Below are 20,580 nucleotides of genomic sequence, written 5' to 3'. Positions count from 1 at the left end.
AAAAATCACCCTCATAATGCGCCAAAGCTATTGATTCATATAAATCATCATCCCCCTAGTGACTTTCCCCCAATTCACCTATGTCCAATCACGACATACCTGTTGTCGTGGTGTTCACTCGCTTATTACATGCTGCACTCTTTAAACTCACGCCATCTTTTCGAGTTTAGAGATTGTTATGATCCGTTTCTTACTGTGTAGTTTTAGCTTTGTACTGCTCTACCCGACTGCTATTGACCTGTATTTAGTCGGATTGCCGCAAATCGCGGCGGATCTGAATGCGACCGAATCACACCTGCATACTGCGTTTTCGATTTACCTAGCGGGCATGGCGAGCACTATGTTGTTAGCTGGTAAAGTGGCAGACCAATTTGGGCGTAAGCCTGTCATCATTATTGGTGCTTTGATCTTTATCGCCGCATCTCTGTTTGCGGGCAGTACCGAAGAAATCTCGGTGTTCTTAACTGGTCGATTTTTTCAAGGGGTTGGTGCTGGAGCTTGTTACGTGGTCGCCTTTGCGATTCTTCGAGATGTGCTGGATGACCAAGCCCGAGCTAAAGTGCTCTCTATGCTCAATGGCATCACTTGTATTATTCCGGTGATTGCTCCGGTGGTTGGGCACATGATCATGCTCTACTCTCCGTGGCAAACTCTATTCACGGTAATGGCAGCTATTGGGATTGTGGTATGTGTTCTTGCCACCTTTGTGCTGCGTGAAACCTTGACTAAAGGGCCGTCTAAGGCTACTCAAAAACAGAGCTCAGAGTCTTTTATCAATCGCTACTTTTTAAGAAGGCTGGCTATTACAACCCTAGGCGTTGCGACCATTCTTAGTTATGTGAACGTATCACCAATGGTGATCATGGGGACGCTAGAGATGGATCGTGACGGTTATTCATCTGTCATGGCATATACCGCACTGGCGGGCATGCTCACCTCTTTTTGTACGCCATTTGTCTTAAATCACGTGAATCAGAAGACCCTAATCGTTAGCGCACAGCTTCTATTTGCGACTGCGGCGTCAGGGTTATTGCTCTCTTCTCAATTACAGCTCGTTACACCTTACTACCTCGCATCGTTCGTCGCTTTGTGTATTGGTTTCTCTTTGGGCTTTGGGGTAACAATGAGTCAGGCTTTAGCGCCATTTAGCCAACGTGCAGGGGTCGCTAGCTCACTACTTGGCATTAGCCATGTCTCTTTCTCGGCAGCCTATATCTGGCTAATGGGAGTGCTAGGCATTAATGCATTGAATATTCTGATCTTTATCCTAGTCTTAGGTAGTATCGCCAGTTGCGCTCTATTACTATTAGAACGAGTACAAACAACGAATCGCCACTATGAAGAAAGCTCTCAACCGTCTTGACCTCAACTTACTTTTCACGCTGCAATTGCTGGTGCAAGAACGCAGCGTGTCTATGACGGCAAAAAAACTTAATGTTACGCCGTCTACCGTGAGTAAGTCTTTGAACAAGCTGAGGGATTGGTTTGACGACCCTCTGTTTGTAAAGACTCCAAAAGGATTAGCGCCTACGCCCCTAGTCGAGAGTATGGAGCAAGACCTGTCAGACTGGTTGCAAAAAAGCCATCAACTGATGGATAAACGCAGCGAAGCGGCAACCAATAAGGTGCACTTTGATCTTCATATTGAATCTCCCTTATTACTGACGTTCTTGAACGACCTGCTACTCAAAATTGAGCAGCGCTATCCCAATGCGAGCGTTAAAACCAGCAACTGGGATTATGATTCGATAGACGCGTTAATTCGTGGAGAGGCTGATATTGCGTTTACAGGGCGTGAGACTCACCCAAGGTCGAAAGAGTCTCTGGATCTGATGCCTTATTCGATCGATTTTGAGGTGTTGTTCAACGACGAACCTAAGGTGTTCCTGCGAGACGACCATCCCGCTTTAAAAGAAGATTGGACGCTCGACACCTTTCTCAAATATACCCATATCAACATCGTATGGGAGAAAAGTGAGACGTGGGCATTGGATGAAGTTCTAAAAGAGATAGGGAGGACCCGCAATGCAGGTTTAACCCTATCTAGCTTTGAGCAGGCACTTTACATGGCCACGCAACCGGGACATCAAATGCTGACGACGTCTCCCGGTTATTGTGAGGACTATATCAAGCAGCTTCACCCAAACCTTGTGGCACTGCCGCTACCGTTAGACAACGAACAGCTAGAGAAAATGACAATTCCCTTCACTATGATTTGGCATAAACGCAACGCCTATAACCCTAAGATTGTCTGGCTAAAAGAAACACTCAGGAGCTTGATGTAGAACGAAGCCTAATTGATCTGCTTTTGCCAATTTACTTTGCTTGGTTCACAGCATCGCGCAGTGACTGTAGCGAAGCTTTCAGCTGTTCCAATGGCGCAGCAAAGTTCATGCGATAGAAGTTCTTATCAGGTTCGCCAAACCAAGTACCTGGAGTCAGCGCCAGTTTCGCGTCGTTCACCAGTAGTAATTTAAGTTGTTCGGCCTCTAGACCTAATCCCGAAAAATCAAACCAAATCTGATTCGTCCCTTGCGGCTTGAACACTCTCACTTGCGGTAAGCTTTCCGCCATAAAGCCAACAATCCAATCTCGACTCTCTTGAGTGTATTGAAGAAATTGCTCAAACCACGCTTCACCCTGTTGGTAAGCCGCAATCGTCGCATAGGTGGTAAAAGCGTTACCATGATTGAGTGCCATGGATTCTACGGTCGCATTGATTTGCTCTTTCAGCCCGCTGTTCGCCGTGTAAATGTAGCCATTGGAGATGCTGTTGAGACCGAAATTTTTCGCCGGAGAGCCGATAATGGTCACGCTCTTTTCGTAATCGAACTCGGCCATGCTGGTAAATTTCGCGCCATCGAAAACAATATCCGCGTGTACTTCATCACTTACAATCCAGGTCTGATATTTCTCTGCGATCTCAACCATTCGAGCCAGCTCTTGCTGTGTCCAAACTCGACCAACTGGGTTATGAGGGTTGCACAGCAAAACCATCTTCACATTACCATCACGAAGTTGATTTTCGAACGCATCAAAGTCCATCACATAATGGTCTTGTTCAATCTTAAGCGTGTTGTTGACCACGGTTCTCCCTGCCGACTCAATCAAGCGGCGGAATTGATGGTAAACCGGCGTTTGAATAAGGACGCCCTCACCTTTCTCTGTAAACTCGCGAATAAGAAGCGCAATCGCACTTAACACACCCGGCACCTGCACGAACTTAGTTGGCTCTAACTCCAAGCCATGACGTTTCTGATTCCAAAGCGCGATCTCTTTGAAAATGGTGTCAGAATCAAACTCATACGAATAAGTTTCGCGGCTCACCAAATCCTGCATGGCTGTAGTAATTGGCGTCGCAATAGGAAAAGCCATATCGGCAATCCAATAAGGGGTAACGTCATCCGAGCCATAAATTTGTTTGAGCATTTTGCTGTCATGCTTAATGAATTTATCGGCGGCGTTTGGGTTGTCAGGAATGGCTTTAAACATCTTTTCTCTCTACTAATCTCAAGTTTTGTATCTATAAGACGTCGCAGCAGAGAAAAAGATGCAAAATATTTTCAATTTTTTCGAAATATAACCGTTTTCTTACAATAGTCGATTCTTATACTGCTCTGGTGTTTGGCCGGAATACTTCTTAAACATAGAAATAAAAGGGCTTGCTTGGTTATAGCCTAGGGTGAGTGCGACCTCTTTCACCGATTGACCGTTACGTAGCAGATCCATTGAGTAGAGATAACGAACACGCAAGCGCCACTCGGTGAAACTCATCCCCAGTTCGCTTTGACAATGGCGCGACAAGGTACGTTCTGTGGTATGAACCCGCTCAGCCCAATCCTTAAGAGAAATCTCATCGGTTGGGTTCTCTTCAATAGCTGCAAGGATTGGGGCGAGATATTTATTGTCGGTTGACGGTAAGAAGTGATGTTCAACCTGTCGCTCCGCTAATTGATCAAGCAGTACCTGCACTAAACGCTTGTCGGGTTCGCTTTCAGCGACATTGATGTTCCTTTCACGAAAGTCATCAATGATCGACGACACGATCGGTGTGATCTTGATTAGGCTGGTCTTTTCTGGCAAGTGCTGAGTCAGCTCTGGCGCAATATTTAATGAGCAGTAATCTAGGGGCTTACGATTGTAACTACAGTGCATAACGCCAGCTGGCACCCAAATAGCTAGATGTGGCGGTGCTAAGAAACGAGTTCCTTCCGCTTCCATTTCTAAGATGCCACCACTGATCAGTTGTACTTGTCCCCAAGGATGGCTGTGGACTCGGGTTTCAGTATTAGAGAGAAACGCTTCGAAATTCATAAATACGTTGGATGGTGCCTTATCAATTGATAAGGACGGATGAAGGTTTCTTGATTGTTTTTTCAAACTTGTCTTCCTATCGCGTTCGATGTCTTTTTAAAGATATCTGTTAGTGTAACGACCTGTCAAACTATGCACATCAACTCATTCTGCGATGGAATTCACATGTCATATCTTCTGCCATTTTTTACTGTTTGTATCTGGGGTGCCAATGCCATTGTGAATAAGATGGCGGCAAGCGTTATCGAGCCAAGCGCAATGAGTTTCTTCCGTTGGTTTGTCGCCATGCTCATTCTTACGCCTTTCTGCCTGCCGAGTGCCATTAAACAGTGGCCTGCGATTAAGCCGAATCTGGCAAAGCTAGCATTTCTGGCTTTGTTGGGAATGGTGCTGAATCAATCTCTTGGCTACTATGCTGGCCTTACTACCAGCGCATCAAACATGGCGCTGATTACCTCGCTGGTACCCTTGATTAGCGTGTTTTTGAGTGTTCCTCTGCTGCATAAGTCGATCTCAGGACTGAGCATTGTCGGTGGCGTGCTGTCGCTGTCAGGATTAGCATTTATGCTGGGTAAAGGTGACCCACTGTTTTTCTTGCACCAAGAACTCACCCAAGGTGATGGCTATATGTTGATTGCGGCTTCTGTCTACGCCTCATACTGTGTACTGCTCAAGCGTTGGAAGATGCCGGTGAGTAACTGGGTAGTGATCTACATGCAAGGTCTATTTGCGGTCGCGATGTTAACGCCTTTATGGTTGTCGAGCGAACAACTGATGCCTTCTCAAGAGTCACTGCCACTTATCGCTTACGCTGCAGTTGCTGCTTCAGTATTGGCTCCTTGGATGTGGGTGAAAGCCATCGATGCAATTGGCGCAGACTCTAGCGCTATGTTCATGAACTTGCTGCCTGTTGTCGCTGTCGTTCTAGCAGCAACTTGGCTTGGTGAAACGGTACATGACTACCACTTCATGGGCGGCATCATGGTGATCTCTGGCGTGATTATGGCGCAAATCAAGAGAAAGCAGGTGGTCAAAGGGGCTGTTCCCCAACAAGGATAGTGCCGGTTAATCGAGAAAGTAGGCATGAAAACCTATGTAGCCGCTAAAAGCTCTGGCGATAACACCAAAACGACTCGCTCTTGAGCATTTGGTGGCTACCCAAACCTTCAACACTAATAAATCACCTACCGCTATCTCTCTTTATTGCCATCACCAAACTTACTTTTTAGGTAACTCCTTGAAAGGTTTACCAATCATTAATCCGAAGGGAAACATCTACGCGAAGGTCCCATATCTTGTGGTGAAATGTTCAAAATTGTATGGCAATACCCACACAATTAGTATAGGATACGCTTTAGTTAACCGAATAAACAACGGTTAGTTGGCTATAAAAATAGAGGCTAGATAATCAGCCCAATCATGGAAGGCACCGAGCTCAATACTCGGTGTTTTTTCATATCCGCACCAGTTAATTCTCCCAATAGCTCTCGCGTCAATATTTCCCCGCTCAACCAGTAAACTCTGCTTTTAATTCCTACGACTAAAGTATATGTTATTGGTAAGTAACATAGTTGTTGCAGTACAACATAAGAATAAAAAGGACTAAAGATGAGCAGTAGTCAAAATGGAAAGCGCGACGTAACCCTGCGTTTTTTAGCTGAGCCCGGAGATGTAAACTTTGGTGGTAAAGTTCACGGTGGTGCCGTAATGAAATGGATCGATTTAGCAGCCTACGCTTGTTCAGCAGGTTGGAGTGGTAAATACTGTATTACGGCCTATGCTGGTGGTATTCGTTTTGTTGCGCCGATCCACGTGGGTAACTTGGTCGAAGTAAGCGCAAAAGTGATCTACACAGGCTCTTCTTCCATGCATATCGCGATTGATGTACAAGCGAGTGATCCGAAAGAGCTCAATAACCGCCTAACGACCCACTGTATTGTTATCATGGTGGCGGTTGATGAAAACGGTTTACCAACCAAAGTGCCAGAGTGGGTACCAGAAACCCAAGAAGATATTGAGTTACGCGACTCTGCTGTTCGCCTGATGAACATGCGCAAAGAGATTGGCGAAGAGATGGAAGCACACGTCAAATATCTGAAATAAATCTTAGAGTTACACACTTAACCGTTGAGTGTGTAACTCCATTTTCTCTTCTTACTCGTTTATCAAGTCACGAGTCTGTAAAATATTATAACTGTAATAAAGTCGTCATTTAGCTCTGCTTAAATACTGCCATCTAACATGGACATCACTGTATTTCTGGAGCACCTCTTGAGCGTTACGCGCACTACTTTGAGTGAATCAACCCTAAATAATCTTAAGGCGGTTGAGTATCAATGGGTAAGAACCCTGTACGTAGAAGGCTACAACAACGAAGAGATCAATCACTATATTCAAACCTGTTTTGGTGGCGATAACACCTTCGCAGACCTCTTTAGACGCGTCGCATTAGACCAAGAGAGTATCTACGTATTGCTGCAACACCTTGGCTGCGCTCCGTCCAATAGAGAACTCTAATCCAATACATTTCAGTCGCTTATAAATAGTGAATTATTGATAAGCGACCAATCCCCTTGTTGAACTCAGCTTCAAACATCCTTGCCATACAATTTTTATGCAACACTAATCATTGTTGCATGACTTTCATTGAAGTCTCACGCAGTGGGCTTTGACCAAAGTATCAATTCCCTTTTGCCTATTTATACTGGCTTTGCGATTAGTTGTTAACGAGACAATAAGTGACTATAGCTATGATGGGCATGTCATCTCGAACAGGGTGAGAAACTCTTAAAGAGATGTAAGCGCATTTGAAAGGAGTGGTTTTCTGCAGATATAAAAAAACCCAAGTAAGTACCTGGGTTAGAGTTACAAAAACCACTAATCATTGAATAGCGTAAGGAACCTGATTAGTAGCCAGCTATGCGTAACCTGAGGGTTATTTTTATTACTGATCGGCGGCCAAACCAAATGATGTAATAAAAATGCCAATATAGAGCGACCTTGCGGTCGCTCTTTGTCTTTCTTATAAGCTCTAGCTTATCCTTTTACACCACCTGCCGTCAAACCACCAACTAGCCAACGTTGCGCTAATAGGAAGACGATAGTGATAGGAAGTGCCGATAGTACTGCTGCCGCCGCAAAGTCACCCCATAGGTAGTTTTGTGGGTATAGATACTGCTGCATACCAACCGCTAGTGTGTAAGAGTTCACGTCTGAAAGCAGGATAGATGCAACCGGAACCTCACCAACAACACCGATGAACGATAGGATAAATACTACCGCTAGAATTGGCACAGACAGTGGTAATAGTACCAATCGGAATGCTTGCCATGGAGTAGCACCATCTAGCGCTGCCGCTTCTTCTAGAGAGTTATCAATCGTTTCAAAGTAACCTTTGATTGTCCAAACGTGCAGTGCAATCCCCCCTAGGTAAGAGAAGATAAGACCACCGTGTGTGTTCAAGCCTAGGAACGGAATGTACTGACCTAGTTTGTCGAACAACGCGTAGATTGCAACCAGTGCTAGTACCGCTGGGAACATCTGGAAAATCATCATCGCTTTTAGAATCGTCTCTTTGCCCTTAAAGCGCATACGAGCGAATGCGTAAGCTGATGTTGTAGACAGTGCCACAATCAGGATTGATGTGATACCTGCAACTTTTACTGAGTTCCATAGCCAAGTTAGTACTGGGAATGGAGGCGGTGTTACCGAACCATCGGCGTTAGTTACTGGGATACCCAGTGCCAGTTTCCAGTGCTCCAGTGATGGGTTCTCTGGAATCAAGCTACCTGTTGCAAAGTTACCTTCACGGAACGAGATCGCGATGATCATCAGTAGTGGGAAGATAATCAGTGCTAGGAAGCACCACAGCGCAATATGCGTTGCCCACACTCGGTATTTCAGGCTTTTACCTTGTACCATAGCCATTGTCGTGCTCCTTAATCTTGAGACAGTTTAGTGAAACGAAGGTTTAGTAACGCTAGGGCACCTACTAGTAGGAAGATAAGCGTTGCGATTGCACTTGCTAGACCGAAGTCTTGACCGCCGCCGCCTTCAAACGCGATTCGGTACGTGTAGCTTACAAGCAAGTCTGTGTAACCCGCAGGCTCAGAAGTACCAATCATGTTTGGACCACCGTTCGTCAACAGCTGAATCATTACGAAGTTGTTGAAGTTAAATGCGAATGCTGCAATTAATAGCGGTGTTAGTGGCTTAATCATCAACGGGAACGTAATGCGCTTGAAGTTATCGATGAAGTTCGCACCATCAATCGCAGACGCTTCGTATAGGTCATCAGGAATCGCCTTCAGTAGACCCATACATAGGATCATCATGTAAGGGAAACCTAGCCATGTGTTTACGATAAGCACCATGGTCTTCGCTAGGATTGGATCAGAGAACCAGTTCGGCTTAAGACCGAAGATGCTCTCTAGCACCATGTTGATTTCACCAAAGCTTTGGTTGAACAAACCTTTAAAGATAAGGATTGAGATAAACGCTGGTACTGCGTAAGGCAGAATCAGTAGAACACGGTAAACAGCGCGCCCTTTCAGCTCTTCCCACTGTACGATGTTCGCAAGAATCAAACCTATCGCCAGAGTGAAGGCAACGGTACAAATCGAGAATACAACTGTCCAAACAAAGATGCTGATGAAAGGTTCTTTGATGCCTTCATCTTTCCAAACACGCTCAAAGTTAGCCGTACCGATTTCAACCACGAAGCCCGGTGAGATGGTGTTACCAATGAATGCACCATTCTCATCAACAGGTTGGTAGAAACCTACTTCCATATTTGGTTTTAGAGTTTCACCCGTTTCGTTGTTGTATAGCGTTTCGCCATCGTCTTGCATTGTGTAAAGCGGAACCACAGCAGCAAACTTACGTAGGCCGCTCATGCGGATGTCTTCACCTGATGGTAGCTGGAAATCAACAGCACTGATTGCCGTACGATTTTGGATGATCGTTTTGATCTTCTCTTTTTCGCCTTGAGCAGAGTCGATCGCCTTCAGATCCATGTCAGTGACGTTCAAGCCGTCTAACGAGAACTCTTCAGTCGCGAGAAGTTGCTCACCATCTTTAACCACGATTTGGTGGCCGTTGTCTGTTTTGTACAGAGTGAATGGGAAGCTGTCACCGCTTTGGAACGTACGGTCCATTAGGACAGTTTGAGTACGCTCAAGCGAAAGTTGGTTTTTTGCACTGTAGTTAGTGAACGCAAGACCGACGGTATAAGCCAAAGGGAAGAGAATGAAAAGAATCATTCCGGCAATACCAGGGTAGATATAACGGTGTGCGTAAGTTTTCTTGCTACCGAAAACGTAAAGAGCTAAAGCCGTTAGGATCACTGTAAGCAACGCGAATGCGAGCTCACCGCGAGAATACATTAGGATTGTAGCGTAGCCATTGATTAAGCCAACGCTACCAAGCAATCCCCACTTAATGAAGACGCTTTTACTTCCTGGAAGGCTTGTTGGTGCTTGAATAGCATCTGTACCTTGAACTGACTGCATAGAGGAACCTGCTAGCGATATATAAAATAGAAAAGTAAGGAGGGGTTACCCCCTCCTTAAAAGGGTGTTTCGTCGATATTATTTAGTCATGCGTGTTTCAGCAGCTTTAAGAGCTTGGTCTACAGTTTGACGACCGTCAACTACGTTACCAATTGCCTCTTCCATGCTGTACCAGAACGTTGTGAACTGAGGGATGTTAGGCATGATTTCGCCGTTCATCGCGTTGTCCATTGTCGCTGCGATACGAGTGTCGCTGTCTAGTTGACGTTGGAAAGAGTTAAGCGCTACAGCACCTAGTGGCTTGTCGTCGTTTAGGCTCTTAAGACCTTCGTCAGTCAGTAGGTAGTTCTCCATGAACTCAACCGCTAGGTCACGGTTTGGAGAAGCTGTGCTGATACCACCAGCCCATACACCAACGAAAGGCTTAGATGCTTTACCGTTGAATTTAGGTAGAGTTGCAACACCGTAATCTACGCCAGATTTCTCGATGTTTGCCCAGCCCCAAGGACCGTTGATTGTCATTGCTACGTTACCAGCAACGAACTCAGATTCTGCTACAGAGTAGTCCATGTCAGCAGAGATCACTTTGTCTTTAACCATCTTCTCGATGAAGCCTAGAGACTTCTGAACACCGTCAGTCGCTACGCCAGCATCTTTAATGTCGTAACCTTCAGCGCCTTGCTTGAATGCGTAACCGCCGTCAGCAGCAAGTAGAGGCCATGTGAAGTATGCGCCGCCACGTAGAGGCCACATGATCGCTTTCTTGCCGTCTTTTTGTAGCTCAGCGTTAAGTGCTGGGATCTCTTCCCAAGACTTAGGTGGCGTTTCGATAAGTGCTTTGTTGTAGATTAGAGAAACTGACTCAACCGCTACAGGGTATGCAATTGTTTTACCTTCGTAAGACACTGCGTCCCATGCGAAGTCTACGATACCTTCTTTAGTCTCTTTAGAAGGTTTGATATCCACAAGAAGACCCGCTTCTGCGAAGCCACCGAAACGGTCGTGTGCATAGAAAATCATGTCTGGGCCGTCACCCGCAGCTGCAACTTGAGAGAATTTCTCTTCTAGTTTGTCTGGGAAAGCTACAGTAACTTTTACGCCTGTGTCTTCTTCAAAGCGTTTACCTACTTCTGCCATGCCTTCGTAAGCTTTATCACCACCTACCCAGATTGTTAGTTGGCCTTCTTCGATAGCAGCGTTTGCACCGAAAGAACCCAGAGCAACTATTGTACCTAGAGCTACAGCGCTTAGAGCGTTTTTCATGTTAATATCCTTTTTATATTTATACGTAGGGCGCATTCATTTAAGACGAGCCAGTTTTCGATAGATATGATCTGAAAAAACCGTCTTAAGCTCATCATCCTAGCCACTACGCCCCAGCTATTATGGCTTAAATTCGTGATCACCATCGGGTCGGATTAGAGAGCGAAATCACAAAAATCGTAAGCACCGTGATCAATATCACCGTTATCCGATGAATTTATTTGAAGTGGATCGCCTATTGCGTTTCACCCTCTTTATCTACTCCTCCCCTCCTACTCCCCCTCGTTAATTTTCCATTAGGAGGATGTACTCTTTCTTGGATTAACCGAAACTGCAGTCATCCAAGAGTGGATAGTAAGAACCCTTTACCGGCAATTGTTTGTTGCTCTTATATAGACCGAACAATACTTGTTGGCTTGCATTGCCCGCTTTTGTCTTAAATTAAGCATCAAGCTAAACCAGTGATGGAATCACGGGGGAGGTTTAGCTTGATGTGGGGGAAAGAGACATCTGCTTGGCTATGAAGGTGTGCTTGGTTGGACTGATAATTTATTGAAACCACCAAGCACACCCGTTTTTTCTTACACACTCAATGCTTACCAATTCCTACAGTTACTGCTGACCCAATAATCTCTTATAATGATAAGCAGTAAATTTTAAAATTTGATCGATCGAGGACGAGCTAGATGGCGAGTGTCACGTTAAAAAACGTTTATAAATCATATGGTGATGTACAGATTTCTAAGGACGTAAACTTAGAGATCAACGAAGGTGAGTTTGTAGTATTCGTTGGACCATCAGGTTGTGGTAAATCGACACTATTGCGCTGTATCGCAGGTCTAGAAGATATCACTTCAGGTGATTTGTACATTGGCGACCAGCGTATGAACGACGTTGAGCCATCTAAGCGCGGCGTGGGCATGGTATTCCAATCTTACGCTCTATACCCTCACCTAAACCTATACGACAACATGTCTTTCGGTCTTAAGCTGGCAAAAGCAGACAAGGCTGAGATCGACAAACGTGTTGAACATGCTGCCGAAATCCTACAGCTAGGTCACCTACTAGAGCGTCAACCAAAAGCGCTTTCTGGTGGTCAACGTCAGCGTGTTGCTATCGGTCGTACTCTGGTTTCTCAACCAAACGTATTCCTACTGGATGAGCCTCTGTCTAACCTAGATGCAGCGCTACGCGTTCAAATGCGTTCTCAAATCACTAAGCTACAACGTCAGCTTGGTTGTACCATGATTTACGTAACGCACGACCAAGTAGAAGCAATGACGATGGCAGACAAAATCGTTGTTCTTGATGGCGGTTACGTATCTCAAGTCGGTAAGCCTCTTGACCTATACCACTACCCTCAAAACCGCTTCGTAGCAGGCTTCATCGGTTCACCTAAGATGAACTTCATGTCTGTTCACATTGAAGCAGTAGAGTCTGAGCGTGTAATGGTTCAACTTTCAAACGGCATGACTTTCTGGATTCCAGTAGATGGCACGACAGTTAACGTTGGTGACCGTATGTCACTGGGTGTTCGTCCTGAGCACTTGCTGTCTGCAGAAAACGGCGACGCAACCATCGAAGGCGAAGTGATGATTGTTGAGAAACTAGGTAACGAAACTCAGGTTTACTTAAACCTAGAGAGTGCAGATGCTGACGTTATCTTCCGTCAACCAGATACATTAGACGTTGAAGTAGGCGACAAGCTTGCTATCGGTATCCCAGCGCACCGTTGTCACCTATTCCATAGCGACGGTAAAGCATGTCGTCGTCTATACGTAGAAAAAGGTACAGAATAAGCCTCGACCATAGATTCGAGCTCTGTTTCTAAGAATAAATTGCCCTATCAAAATCCCTCCTCTTGAGGGATTTTTTGTCTCAAAGGCAGGGTGAATTGATACCAGCTAGATGGCCAACATAAGTCACCTATAATACCAATTGTAGTAAATAACTGCTCGCCCTAGCTTGTTAAAATGCTCGATAACTGCGTTAGAATTTTTGATTGTAGAATAACTACTTATCGAAAAATCCTGCCTTGTTCTCAAGCCTTTTTTCTGCGCTATTTCTGATCATTTACTTACTGTGATTGGTATAAGGCTGCTCTACTCCCCTTCTTCAAACCACCTAAAAGTCCTGTCAGCACCTACAAAAAAGGCCCAGCATTCGCTAGACCTTTGTCATTCTTTAGGGGTTTGCCCCGACACCGACCAGATTAGTGGATTGGTGTGTTCTTTTGGTTGAACTTACCGAAGTGCTCTTCTAGTACTTCTGGTGTCAGTTTACCTTCCGCTTCTAGACGCTTAAGCTCAGCAACAACGGCTTTTTGCTCTTCTAGTGAAGGTAGCTTCACTTCTGGCTCGTCGCCCATCTCTTGAGACATAAGCTCAAGTTCTTTTTCAAAATCGCTCATGATTTTTTCTTACCTAAACATTAATACTAAGACAATTTTACTCATTTCTAGGCAATGATGCTAGGTGCTTTGGCCTTCCCCCGAAAACTAAGGTAAGGCCGATGCGCAAATCAATATTTTAAAACTAAAAGCTTAAAGCTTAAATGAGCCAACCATCTTATCAAGACGGGAAGAGAGCGAACGTAACTCTTGGCTTGCATCAGCCAGTTGTTCAGCTGTACCCGTAGTGACTTCGTTAATCGCGTTGATCTCTTCGATATTCTGGTTGATGGTATGCACCACTGTTGATTGCTCTTCAGTCGCTGTCGCCACCTGAGTGTTGCGATCAGTGATGTCTAGGATTCGATCAGAGATACCACCTAGCACTTCAACCGCCTCATCAGAGGCTGTTACACCTTCCATCGTAATGATCTTGCCAGCACTCATTGCCGTCACCGCATCTTTCGCATCGCTCTGCAGCTGGTTGATCATCTTCTGAATCTCTTCCGTTGAATCTGCAGTGCGGCTTGCTAGGTTACGAACCTCATCCGCTACCACGGCAAAGCCACGACCTTGCTCACCAGCACGCGCCGCTTCAATCGCTGCGTTAAGAGCCAATAGGTTAGTCTGCTCAGAGATATCACGAATCACACCAAGAATAGAGCCGATGTCTTGAGTGGTTGACGCTAGCTGCTCGATCACCTGACCTGTGCTCTCAATGTCTTGAGCCAGTCGGCTGATTGCATCTTTCGCTTTGTTCACCACTTCACGACCGACTTCAGTGTTGTCTGAGGCGTGAGTCGCTGTTTCTGCAGCCGTTGCCGCGTTAGACGCGATCTCGCTGATGGTCATACCCATCTGGTTGATTGCCGCTACCACTTGAATGGTTTGGTCACGCTGCTCTTGGCTGTTGTCATGCGTAATGTGAGCTTTGCTCGATACGCTTTCCGCCGCCACTTGAAGCGCTTGACTGGTTTCGCATACCTCTTTCATCGATAAGTGAATCTTTTCGATGAAGCCATTAAAGCCTGCAGATAGCTGTGCAATCTCGTCGTTACCTTTTACTTCGATACGCTGCGACAGATCGCCATCGCCTTTACCTAGGTCAGTAAAACGCTCAGAAAGAAGTTTAATTGGCTTGGTGATACTGTTTGCCAATAAGAAGCCCATAAAGATGAACACTAGAGCAACAATCACCGTCATGATCAGCATCTTCTGTGCGGTTGCATCCAGTTCTGCAAACACTTCAGACGTTGGAACCACACCGATTACGAACCAATCCATTGATGAAACATACAAGCTTGCAACAAACAGTTCTTGGCCTTGGAACTCTGTCGTAATCAGGTTAAAGCCTGATTTGTTCAACAACTGGCTGGCTTGCGCGCCATATAGTTGTTGTAGAGATGAATCACTGCGCGCTCTGTCACGGTGAATCTGTACATCACCTTGGCTGTTGGTTAAAAAGACAAAACCGGTATTCTCAATCTTGAAGCTGTTTAACAAGTTAACCATGTCATCCATGGACTTAGACAAACCAGACATCGCTTTGCCAGCAGGTTGCTGATAGTTCGCGAACATCTTCACTTCGCCGTTCGCTTCTTGGAACATGCTTACCATGGTCGGTTGACCAGATTGAGTAAAGCCAAAGAACCAGCCATCTTGCTGCTGGTTAAGCTGGCGTAGGAAGCCATTTTGGTTCCAGTAGTAAGCCGTTTCACGGTTTGCTACCGAGGCATCATTCAACTGGTATTGATTGCGAACGTTGTTGAGCTGCTTGACTAGCTTGGCTTCAACTTCAGGATCGCGATAGGTTGATTCAATCGCATCAGCAATGAACTCATTCGACGCAACTTGTTCAGCTGCAAGTAGCAGTTGCGATACTTCACGGTCGATTTCGCCATTGATACGCTCGAGTAAGCCTGGAAGCTCGATATCTATCAAACGGTGGCTTAGTACGTCTCTGGCTTGGCGCTGGGCCATTGCACCAACGATGACCGTTGACGCTAGTACCGCAAAAGTGATTCCGGCAACCACTTTCTGCTTAATACTCATTGAATTTAAATTGAACATCTCTCTACACCTAAATTGGGCAAGTAAAATTGTAACTCACTTATTATCGGCCAATTATTCATAAGCTTTAGCGTATGGCAACACTAAAACCATAAATCTCGATGACCTTTAAGCAAACGTTTGGAACGACAAACATTGCACCAATATGCGTGTAAATGTTAGTAAAAGACGAGAAAACGATGCGTTCTTCTGCCTAAAAAACATTAATTATTTTGATTATTGTCACTGAATTGAAGATAAAACCATCAATCAAAATCAGTTCTTTGTTAGTTCTTAACATTCTGCGGAACTTTTGGCTAGATTTTCTAACCAAGTAGCTAATACACTGTGATTACACAGAAAATTCCTATTTCAATACAAGATACTCCGAGACAACGTCATGCATTCAAACGCCTTCAACACGCTGAAAACTTATCTAGAGGCTCAAATCATTGGACAACAGGAGCTGGTTAAACAGCTAATGGTTGCGCTGCTCGCCGATGGTCACATTTTGGTTGAAGGGCCACCGGGCTTGGCAAAAACTCGCGCCGTTAAATCGCTTGCAGATTGCGTAGAAGGTGACTTCCACCGTATTCAATTTACGCCGGACTTATTGCCTGCCGATCTAACCGGAACGGATATCTTCCGCCCTGAAACTGGTGACTTTACCTTTCAGGCGGGGCCAATTTTTAACTCTTTGATTCTTGCCGATGAGATCAACCGAGCACCCGCGAAGGTACAAGCTGCGATGCTAGAGGCAATGGCAGAGAAACAAGTGACTGCTGGGCGCAAGACTTACCCACTACCAGAGCTTTTTCTCGTCATGGCGACGCAAAACCCGATTGAGCAAGAAGGCACCTACCCGCTGCCAGAAGCACAGCTCGACCGTTTTCTACTGCACCTTGATGTCGCTTACCCAGATATGGAAAGTGAGCTAGCAATACTTCGCTTAAATCGAGGTGAGGCTCAAGGCCAAGCACTCGATCAGCCAGAACCAATGCCGCAACAAGCTGTATTTGAAGCGAGACAAGAAGTGTTGAATGTGCACATGGCTGAGAGCATTGAGCAATATATTGTGAGACTGGTTATGGCGACTCGTCAGCCAGAGAAATACAGCCCACAGCTCGCTCAATGGTTAGAGATGGGGGTTAGTCCTCGTGCCACTATTGCGCTCGATCGCTGTGCGCGTGCTCATGCATGGCTGTCTGGCCGTGACTATGTCACGCCTGAAGACGTACAAACGATGGCCTTCCCAGTGCTGCGTCACCGTTTATTGCGTAGCTACCACGCACAGGCTGAAGGTATCACGCCAAATCAGGTGATCACTCATCTTATCTCTCTTGTTGGCAGCGCGTAGTTTTTAGCATGAATCAACAACTCCCTCGGCACAGTAATGGTGTGTTACTCAGCTTGGATGAACTTTTGCAATATAAAGCTCAAGCGATTCGTTGGCTGCCACCCGCAAAAAGCCTTTGGTCCCAGCTCAACGGCCAACATGAAAGTCGTAGTAAAGGCAGAGGCATGAACTTTTCAGAAGTTCGTCAATACCAAGCGGGCGATGACATTCGCAGTATTGATTGGCGTGTCACGGCTCGTACTGGCAAGCCACATACTAAGATATTTTCTGAAGAGCGAGAGCAACCTGTCATCCTCTACTTAGATATGTCGAATAGCATGATGTTTGGGTCGACTCTATTATTAAAGTCGGTTCAGCTTGCACATCTAACCAGCCAACTCTGCTGGCTGACGATTGCTGGTAAAGACCGTATAGGTGCAGTCATCGATGACGGCCAAACGCTAACTGAGATCAAACCAAGCTCTAGCCACCACGCACCATTACGTATCTTGCAGCAGTTGATTGCGATTAATAACCAGTCGGTGCAATCGACTAGGCTTCCTTGTCAGACGGATTTTTCAATGGCACTCAAGTCATTGAACCGACTCAGTCCTAAAGGCAGCGACATTATTTTCTTAAGCGACTTCAATCGTTATAAAGATAGTAACTACTCACTACTAAATCAGATGCGTCAACACAACAGAATCCGTTTTGTTCACTTCTATGACCCTTTAGAGCAAGGTAACACCAGTTTTAAAGGCATGAAGCATGTCAGCGATGGTGAGCGAACTCAATGGTTTAACTTCTCTTCAAAAGCGGAGAAGAACAAGCTAAAGACCGCCTTCGAAGAGCATCAACAACAGATCAAAGACCTCTGCTTACGTCTTGCTATTCCCCATAGTTCAATCACCAGCGCAGAGCCTTTGATGAAGCAAATTTCTGGGGGTAAGCATGACGCCTAAATTAGACCTCAGCCCCGTTATTACTCCCGAAGCACCGCATTGGTGGCCACTCGCTTGGGGTTGGTGGTGCCTTGCTATTGCCGTCATCGCACTCGCTGTGATTGGTCGAATGCTTTACAAAAAATATAAGCAGGAGCGCCAGGTTCAAAACATCGCTCTAACTAAACTGACGCAGAATAGTGAGCTTTCACCCGCTCAGGCACTCGCAACAGTTCGCCAAGCAGCAATGAGCTACTTCCCTCGAGAAGCGATCGCCTCTTTGCAGGGAGAACAGTGGTATCAGTTTCTTGATGAGCAATTAAAGTCACCTCGTTTTGTTGACCATAGCGAGGTGTGGCAGCGGACTCTATATCAGAGCGAGCAGGCTCCAATCGATCCCTCAACGCGCAGCATGTTGATCGATGATTGTATCTATTGGGTTCGCCATGCATTGCCACCAAAGAGAGCTCAATTATGAGTAGTTTGTTGAATATTGAATTTGTGTGGTGGTGGATGTTTTTGCTGTTGCCGTTACCACTGCTTGTACTTCGTTTGGCACCAGCCGCCAAGCCAACAGACACACTGACACTGCCTTTTTTACCTAGCAACACCAACGGTAAAGCGCCTAGCACTCGCCTACCTAAAGTTCTAGCCTCGTTGATATGGCTGATGTTAATCACGGCCAGTGCCAGACCCGTCTGGTTCGGAGAGCCAGTGGAGTTTCAACCTAAACACCGTGACTTAATGTTAGTGGTCGATCTCTCTTACTCAATGAGCCAAGAGGATATGGCGTTTAATGGCGAGTACATCGACCGTTTATCGGCGGTAAAACGTGTGCTCAGTGACTTCATCGATAAACGCAAAGGAGATCGCGTCGGACTCGTACTGTTTGCCGATCACGCGTATCTACAAACGCCACTCACGCTCGACAGAAACACACTCAGCCAGCAGCTTAATCAAGCGGTGTTGAGGCTCATCGGCACTCAAACAGCGATTGGCGACGGCATTGGCCTTGCTACTAAAACCTTTGTTGACAGTGACGCGCCACAACGCGTGATGATCTTGCTCAGTGATGGCAGTAATACGGCAGGTGTGCTTGACCCTCTTGAAGCGGCAGATATTGCTAAGAAATTCGACACCACTATTTACACCGTTGGCGTGGGTGCTGGCGAAATGGTGGTTAAAGAGTTCTTTATGTCACGTAAGGTGAATACTGCCGAAGACCTTGATGAGAGAACGCTGATGGACATGGCAGAGCGAACCGGAGGCCAATACTTCCGAGCGCGCGATAGCCAAGATCTAGCGACCATCTATGACACGATTAATAGTTTAGAGCCAATATCAGGCGCAACTAAGGTGTGGCGCCCACAGCAAGAGTGGTTCCACTGGCCGCTTACAGTTGCTGTCGCTTTATCACTGATTTTGTTAGTCATTAGGAGAAGCAATGTCTAACTTTACCTTTATCTATCCAGCTTGGTTACTCGCTTTGTTTGCGCTGCCTGTGATTATAATCCTTGCGCGCCGTAACCATAAACAAGGGTTACTCGCGCCACACATCGCGCAGTACTTAGACCCGGCGAAAGTAACCAATTCGCGCAGCAAGCTATCACTTTTCTCTGTTTGGTGGACCATCACCATCATCGCGCTTGCGGGCCCAAGTTTCAGTACCAGCGAACGCCCAAGCTTTGAAAAGACTCAAGCACGAGTTTTGATCATGGATATGTCAATGTCGATGTATGCCACCGACGTGAAACCTAACCGATTAACCCAAGCTCGTTACAAGGCGTTGGATCTGCTTTCTCAATGGCGTGAAGGAGTAACAGGCATGGTCGCTTACGCGGGTGACGCTTATACTGTCAGCCCTCTTACGACCGACAGCGCGACCATCTCGAACCTTGTCCCTAACCTGTCGCCAGATATTATGCCTTATCAAGGTGCTGATGCAGCCAAGGCGGTCAAGCGAAGTATTGAGATGCTGCAACGCGCCAATGTCTCTCAGGGCGATCTGATATTGATCGCTGATGACATCGATGACAACGAGAAAGGAGCGATCAATGACCTACTTTCTGGTACACCTTGGCGCTTGTCAGTTTTAGCCGTTGGCAGTCGAGCTGGTTCACCGATCACGATGAGCAATGGTTCCATGCTCACTCAAGATTCAGGTCAAACCGTAATCGCCAAAAGCGACATCGACAACATGCGTTCAATCAGCCAGTCTAACCAAGGTGTGTTTGCTTTGGTGCAAGCTGACAACTCAGACATAGAGACAATCACTCGGTTTATTGAATCTCATAGCCTAACCGCTGAAGTTGAGAAGACGACACAAGGTGTCACTAGCCGCGTAAATCACGGCTTTTGGCTACTGCCATTGATTCTATTCCCTGCTTTGGGGCTATTCCGACCGGGCGTGATTTGGAGCTTTCTAGGCTTTGCGTTATTGGCTGCTCAACCAAACCCAGCATTCGCGAGCCCTTGGTTCACCGATGATCAAATAGCCCATCAATACTACGAACAAGGTGACTTTGAGCAAGCAGCAAAACTGTTTACTGATCCGGAATGGAAAGGGGTCGCTCAATATCAAGCCGGACAATACCAAGAGGCAGAAAACACACTGTCTGCTTTAGATACAGAGCGTGCGCGCTACAACCACGCCAATGCTCTTGCACAGCAAGGTAAGTTCGAACCCGCAATTGACGAGTACAAACGCATCCTTGAGAACAATCCTGATCACGCCTTTGCCAAAAGCAATCTAGAGATTCTGGAGCAACAGCAACAGCA

18 protein-coding genes are annotated in these 20,580 nt (G+C 46.0%); 11 read left to right on the top strand and 7 right to left on the bottom strand.

The genetic code is table 11. The features are described from left to right. Positions 1–178 precede the first annotated feature (178 nt). Both KI743_RS19690 and yidZ read left to right on the top strand, forming a co-directional pair. Positions 179–1,363 carry an MFS transporter gene (locus KI743_RS19690; protein ID WP_285467847.1) on the top strand — a complete coding sequence of 395 codons (1,185 nt, stop codon included), beginning with the start codon at positions 179–181 and terminating at the stop codon, positions 1,361–1,363. After that, positions 1,338–2,285 (top strand): HTH-type transcriptional regulator YidZ, encoded by a 948-nt coding sequence (yidZ, locus tag KI743_RS19685; RefSeq protein ID WP_285467846.1) that lies wholly within the window; start codon positions 1,338–1,340, stop codon positions 2,283–2,285. Before KI743_RS19690 ends, yidZ begins: the two co-directional genes overlap by 26 nt. Positions 2,286–2,316: 31 nt before the next feature. On the opposite strand, the gene KI743_RS19680 is transcribed toward yidZ, so the two are convergent. After that, complete coding sequence (locus KI743_RS19680) at positions 2,317–3,492, bottom strand: MalY/PatB family protein (RefSeq protein ID WP_285467844.1); 1,176 nt, start codon at positions 3,490–3,492, stop codon at positions 2,317–2,319. 99 nt (positions 3,493–3,591) lie between these two features. Then, complete coding sequence (locus KI743_RS19675) at positions 3,592–4,380, bottom strand: helix-turn-helix domain-containing protein (RefSeq protein ID WP_032550484.1); 789 nt, start codon at positions 4,378–4,380, stop codon at positions 3,592–3,594. Positions 4,381–4,479: 99 nt separating this feature from the next. Between KI743_RS19675 and KI743_RS19670 the strand changes: the two genes are divergently transcribed. From KI743_RS19670 to KI743_RS19660, 3 genes are all read left to right on the top strand, one after another. After that, positions 4,480–5,373, top strand: coding sequence for a DMT family transporter (locus KI743_RS19670; RefSeq protein WP_285467841.1), 894 nt, complete (start codon positions 4,480–4,482; stop codon positions 5,371–5,373). Between the two features lie 549 nt (positions 5,374–5,922). Beyond that, on the top strand, positions 5,923–6,417 hold the full coding sequence (locus KI743_RS19665; RefSeq protein ID WP_032550487.1) for an acyl-CoA thioesterase: 495 nt from the start codon (positions 5,923–5,925) through the stop codon (positions 6,415–6,417). Positions 6,418–6,585: 168 nt separating this feature from the next. After that, positions 6,586–6,831: a hypothetical protein gene (locus KI743_RS19660; protein WP_032550642.1), complete on the top strand. Its 246-nt coding sequence runs from the start codon at positions 6,586–6,588 to the stop codon at positions 6,829–6,831. A 519-nt stretch (positions 6,832–7,350) separates the two neighbouring features. Here the strand turns inward: KI743_RS19660 and malG are convergent. The 3 genes from malG to malE form a co-directional block, all read right to left on the bottom strand. Next, the gene (gene malG / locus KI743_RS19655) at positions 7,351–8,241 is read right to left on the bottom strand and encodes a maltose ABC transporter permease MalG (RefSeq protein WP_239839628.1); all 891 of its coding nucleotides are present in this window, start codon (positions 8,239–8,241) and stop codon (positions 7,351–7,353) included. 11 nt (positions 8,242–8,252) lie between these two features. After that, positions 8,253–9,824, bottom strand: coding sequence for a maltose ABC transporter permease MalF (gene malF / locus KI743_RS19650; protein ID WP_285467840.1), 1,572 nt, complete (start codon positions 9,822–9,824; stop codon positions 8,253–8,255). Between the two features lie 78 nt (positions 9,825–9,902). Beyond that, on the bottom strand, positions 9,903–11,087 hold the full coding sequence (malE, locus tag KI743_RS19645; protein ID WP_032550490.1) for a maltose/maltodextrin ABC transporter substrate-binding protein MalE: 1,185 nt from the start codon (positions 11,085–11,087) through the stop codon (positions 9,903–9,905). Between the two features lie 686 nt (positions 11,088–11,773). On the opposite strand from malE, the gene malK reads away from it, so the two are divergent. Continuing rightward, the gene (malK, locus tag KI743_RS19640; RefSeq protein ID WP_285401617.1) at positions 11,774–12,886 is read left to right on the top strand and encodes a maltose/maltodextrin ABC transporter ATP-binding protein MalK; all 1,113 of its coding nucleotides are present in this window, start codon (positions 11,774–11,776) and stop codon (positions 12,884–12,886) included. Between the two features lie 413 nt (positions 12,887–13,299). Here malK and KI743_RS19635 read toward each other — a convergent pair whose 3' ends face one another. After that, complete coding sequence (locus KI743_RS19635) at positions 13,300–13,497, bottom strand: hypothetical protein (protein ID WP_032550492.1); 198 nt, start codon at positions 13,495–13,497, stop codon at positions 13,300–13,302. Between the two features lie 132 nt (positions 13,498–13,629). Then, positions 13,630–15,546 carry a methyl-accepting chemotaxis protein gene (locus KI743_RS19630; protein WP_152469861.1) on the bottom strand — a complete coding sequence of 639 codons (1,917 nt, stop codon included), beginning with the start codon at positions 15,544–15,546 and terminating at the stop codon, positions 13,630–13,632. 379 nt (positions 15,547–15,925) lie between these two features. On the opposite strand from KI743_RS19630, the gene KI743_RS19625 reads away from it, so the two are divergent. The 5 genes from KI743_RS19625 to KI743_RS19605 all read left to right on the top strand — a co-directional run. Beyond that, entirely contained in the window at positions 15,926–16,882 is a 957-nt protein-coding gene (locus KI743_RS19625) for a MoxR family ATPase (RefSeq protein WP_285401615.1), read from the top strand. 8 nt (positions 16,883–16,890) lie between these two features. Next, positions 16,891–17,823: a DUF58 domain-containing protein gene (locus KI743_RS19620; RefSeq protein WP_285467837.1), complete on the top strand. Its 933-nt coding sequence runs from the start codon at positions 16,891–16,893 to the stop codon at positions 17,821–17,823. Further along, on the top strand, positions 17,813–18,280 hold the full coding sequence (locus tag KI743_RS19615; RefSeq protein ID WP_285467835.1) for a DUF4381 domain-containing protein: 468 nt from the start codon (positions 17,813–17,815) through the stop codon (positions 18,278–18,280). Before KI743_RS19620 ends, KI743_RS19615 begins: the two co-directional genes overlap by 11 nt. After that, positions 18,277–19,254 (top strand): VWA domain-containing protein, encoded by a 978-nt coding sequence (locus KI743_RS19610; protein WP_285467833.1) that lies wholly within the window; start codon positions 18,277–18,279, stop codon positions 19,252–19,254. Before KI743_RS19615 ends, KI743_RS19610 begins: the two co-directional genes overlap by 4 nt. Further along, the coding region (locus tag KI743_RS19605) for a VWA domain-containing protein (protein WP_285467832.1) at positions 19,247–20,580 on the top strand (1,334 nt) is incomplete at its 3' end. The genes KI743_RS19610 and KI743_RS19605, both read left to right, overlap by 8 nt.

This window comes from Vibrio sp. D420a (assembly GCF_030248625.1).
Lineage (GTDB): Bacteria > Pseudomonadota > Gammaproteobacteria > Enterobacterales > Vibrionaceae > Vibrio > Vibrio fortis_A.
Note: the sequence above shows the minus strand (reverse complement) of the source record. Positions and strands in the feature narration are given on the sequence as shown.

Excerpts from the sequence above, each read along its gene's own strand:
- KI743_RS19690 (WP_285467847.1), top strand. The coding sequence starts at position 179 with ATGATCCGTTTCTTACTGTGTAGTTTTAGCTTTGTACTGCTCTACCCG.
- yidZ (WP_285467846.1), top strand. The coding sequence starts at position 1,338 with ATGAAGAAAGCTCTCAACCGTCTTGACCTCAACTTACTTTTCACGCTG.
- KI743_RS19680 (WP_285467844.1), bottom strand. The coding sequence starts at position 3,492 with ATGTTTAAAGCCATTCCTGACAACCCAAACGCCGCCGATAAATTCATT.
- KI743_RS19670 (WP_285467841.1), top strand. The coding sequence starts at position 4,480 with ATGTCATATCTTCTGCCATTTTTTACTGTTTGTATCTGGGGTGCCAAT.
- KI743_RS19665 (WP_032550487.1), top strand. The coding sequence starts at position 5,923 with ATGAGCAGTAGTCAAAATGGAAAGCGCGACGTAACCCTGCGTTTTTTA.
- malG (WP_239839628.1), bottom strand. The coding sequence starts at position 8,241 with ATGGCTATGGTACAAGGTAAAAGCCTGAAATACCGAGTGTGGGCAACG.
- malF (WP_285467840.1), bottom strand. The coding sequence starts at position 9,824 with ATGCAGTCAGTTCAAGGTACAGATGCTATTCAAGCACCAACAAGCCTT.
- malE (WP_032550490.1), bottom strand. The coding sequence starts at position 11,087 with ATGAAAAACGCTCTAAGCGCTGTAGCTCTAGGTACAATAGTTGCTCTG.
- malK (WP_285401617.1), top strand. The coding sequence starts at position 11,774 with ATGGCGAGTGTCACGTTAAAAAACGTTTATAAATCATATGGTGATGTA.
- KI743_RS19635 (WP_032550492.1), bottom strand. The coding sequence starts at position 13,497 with ATGAGCGATTTTGAAAAAGAACTTGAGCTTATGTCTCAAGAGATGGGC.
- KI743_RS19630 (WP_152469861.1), bottom strand. The coding sequence starts at position 15,546 with ATGTTCAATTTAAATTCAATGAGTATTAAGCAGAAAGTGGTTGCCGGA.
- KI743_RS19625 (WP_285401615.1), top strand. The coding sequence starts at position 15,926 with ATGCATTCAAACGCCTTCAACACGCTGAAAACTTATCTAGAGGCTCAA.
- KI743_RS19620 (WP_285467837.1), top strand. The coding sequence starts at position 16,891 with ATGAATCAACAACTCCCTCGGCACAGTAATGGTGTGTTACTCAGCTTG.
- KI743_RS19615 (WP_285467835.1), top strand. The coding sequence starts at position 17,813 with ATGACGCCTAAATTAGACCTCAGCCCCGTTATTACTCCCGAAGCACCG.
- KI743_RS19610 (WP_285467833.1), top strand. The coding sequence starts at position 18,277 with ATGAGTAGTTTGTTGAATATTGAATTTGTGTGGTGGTGGATGTTTTTG.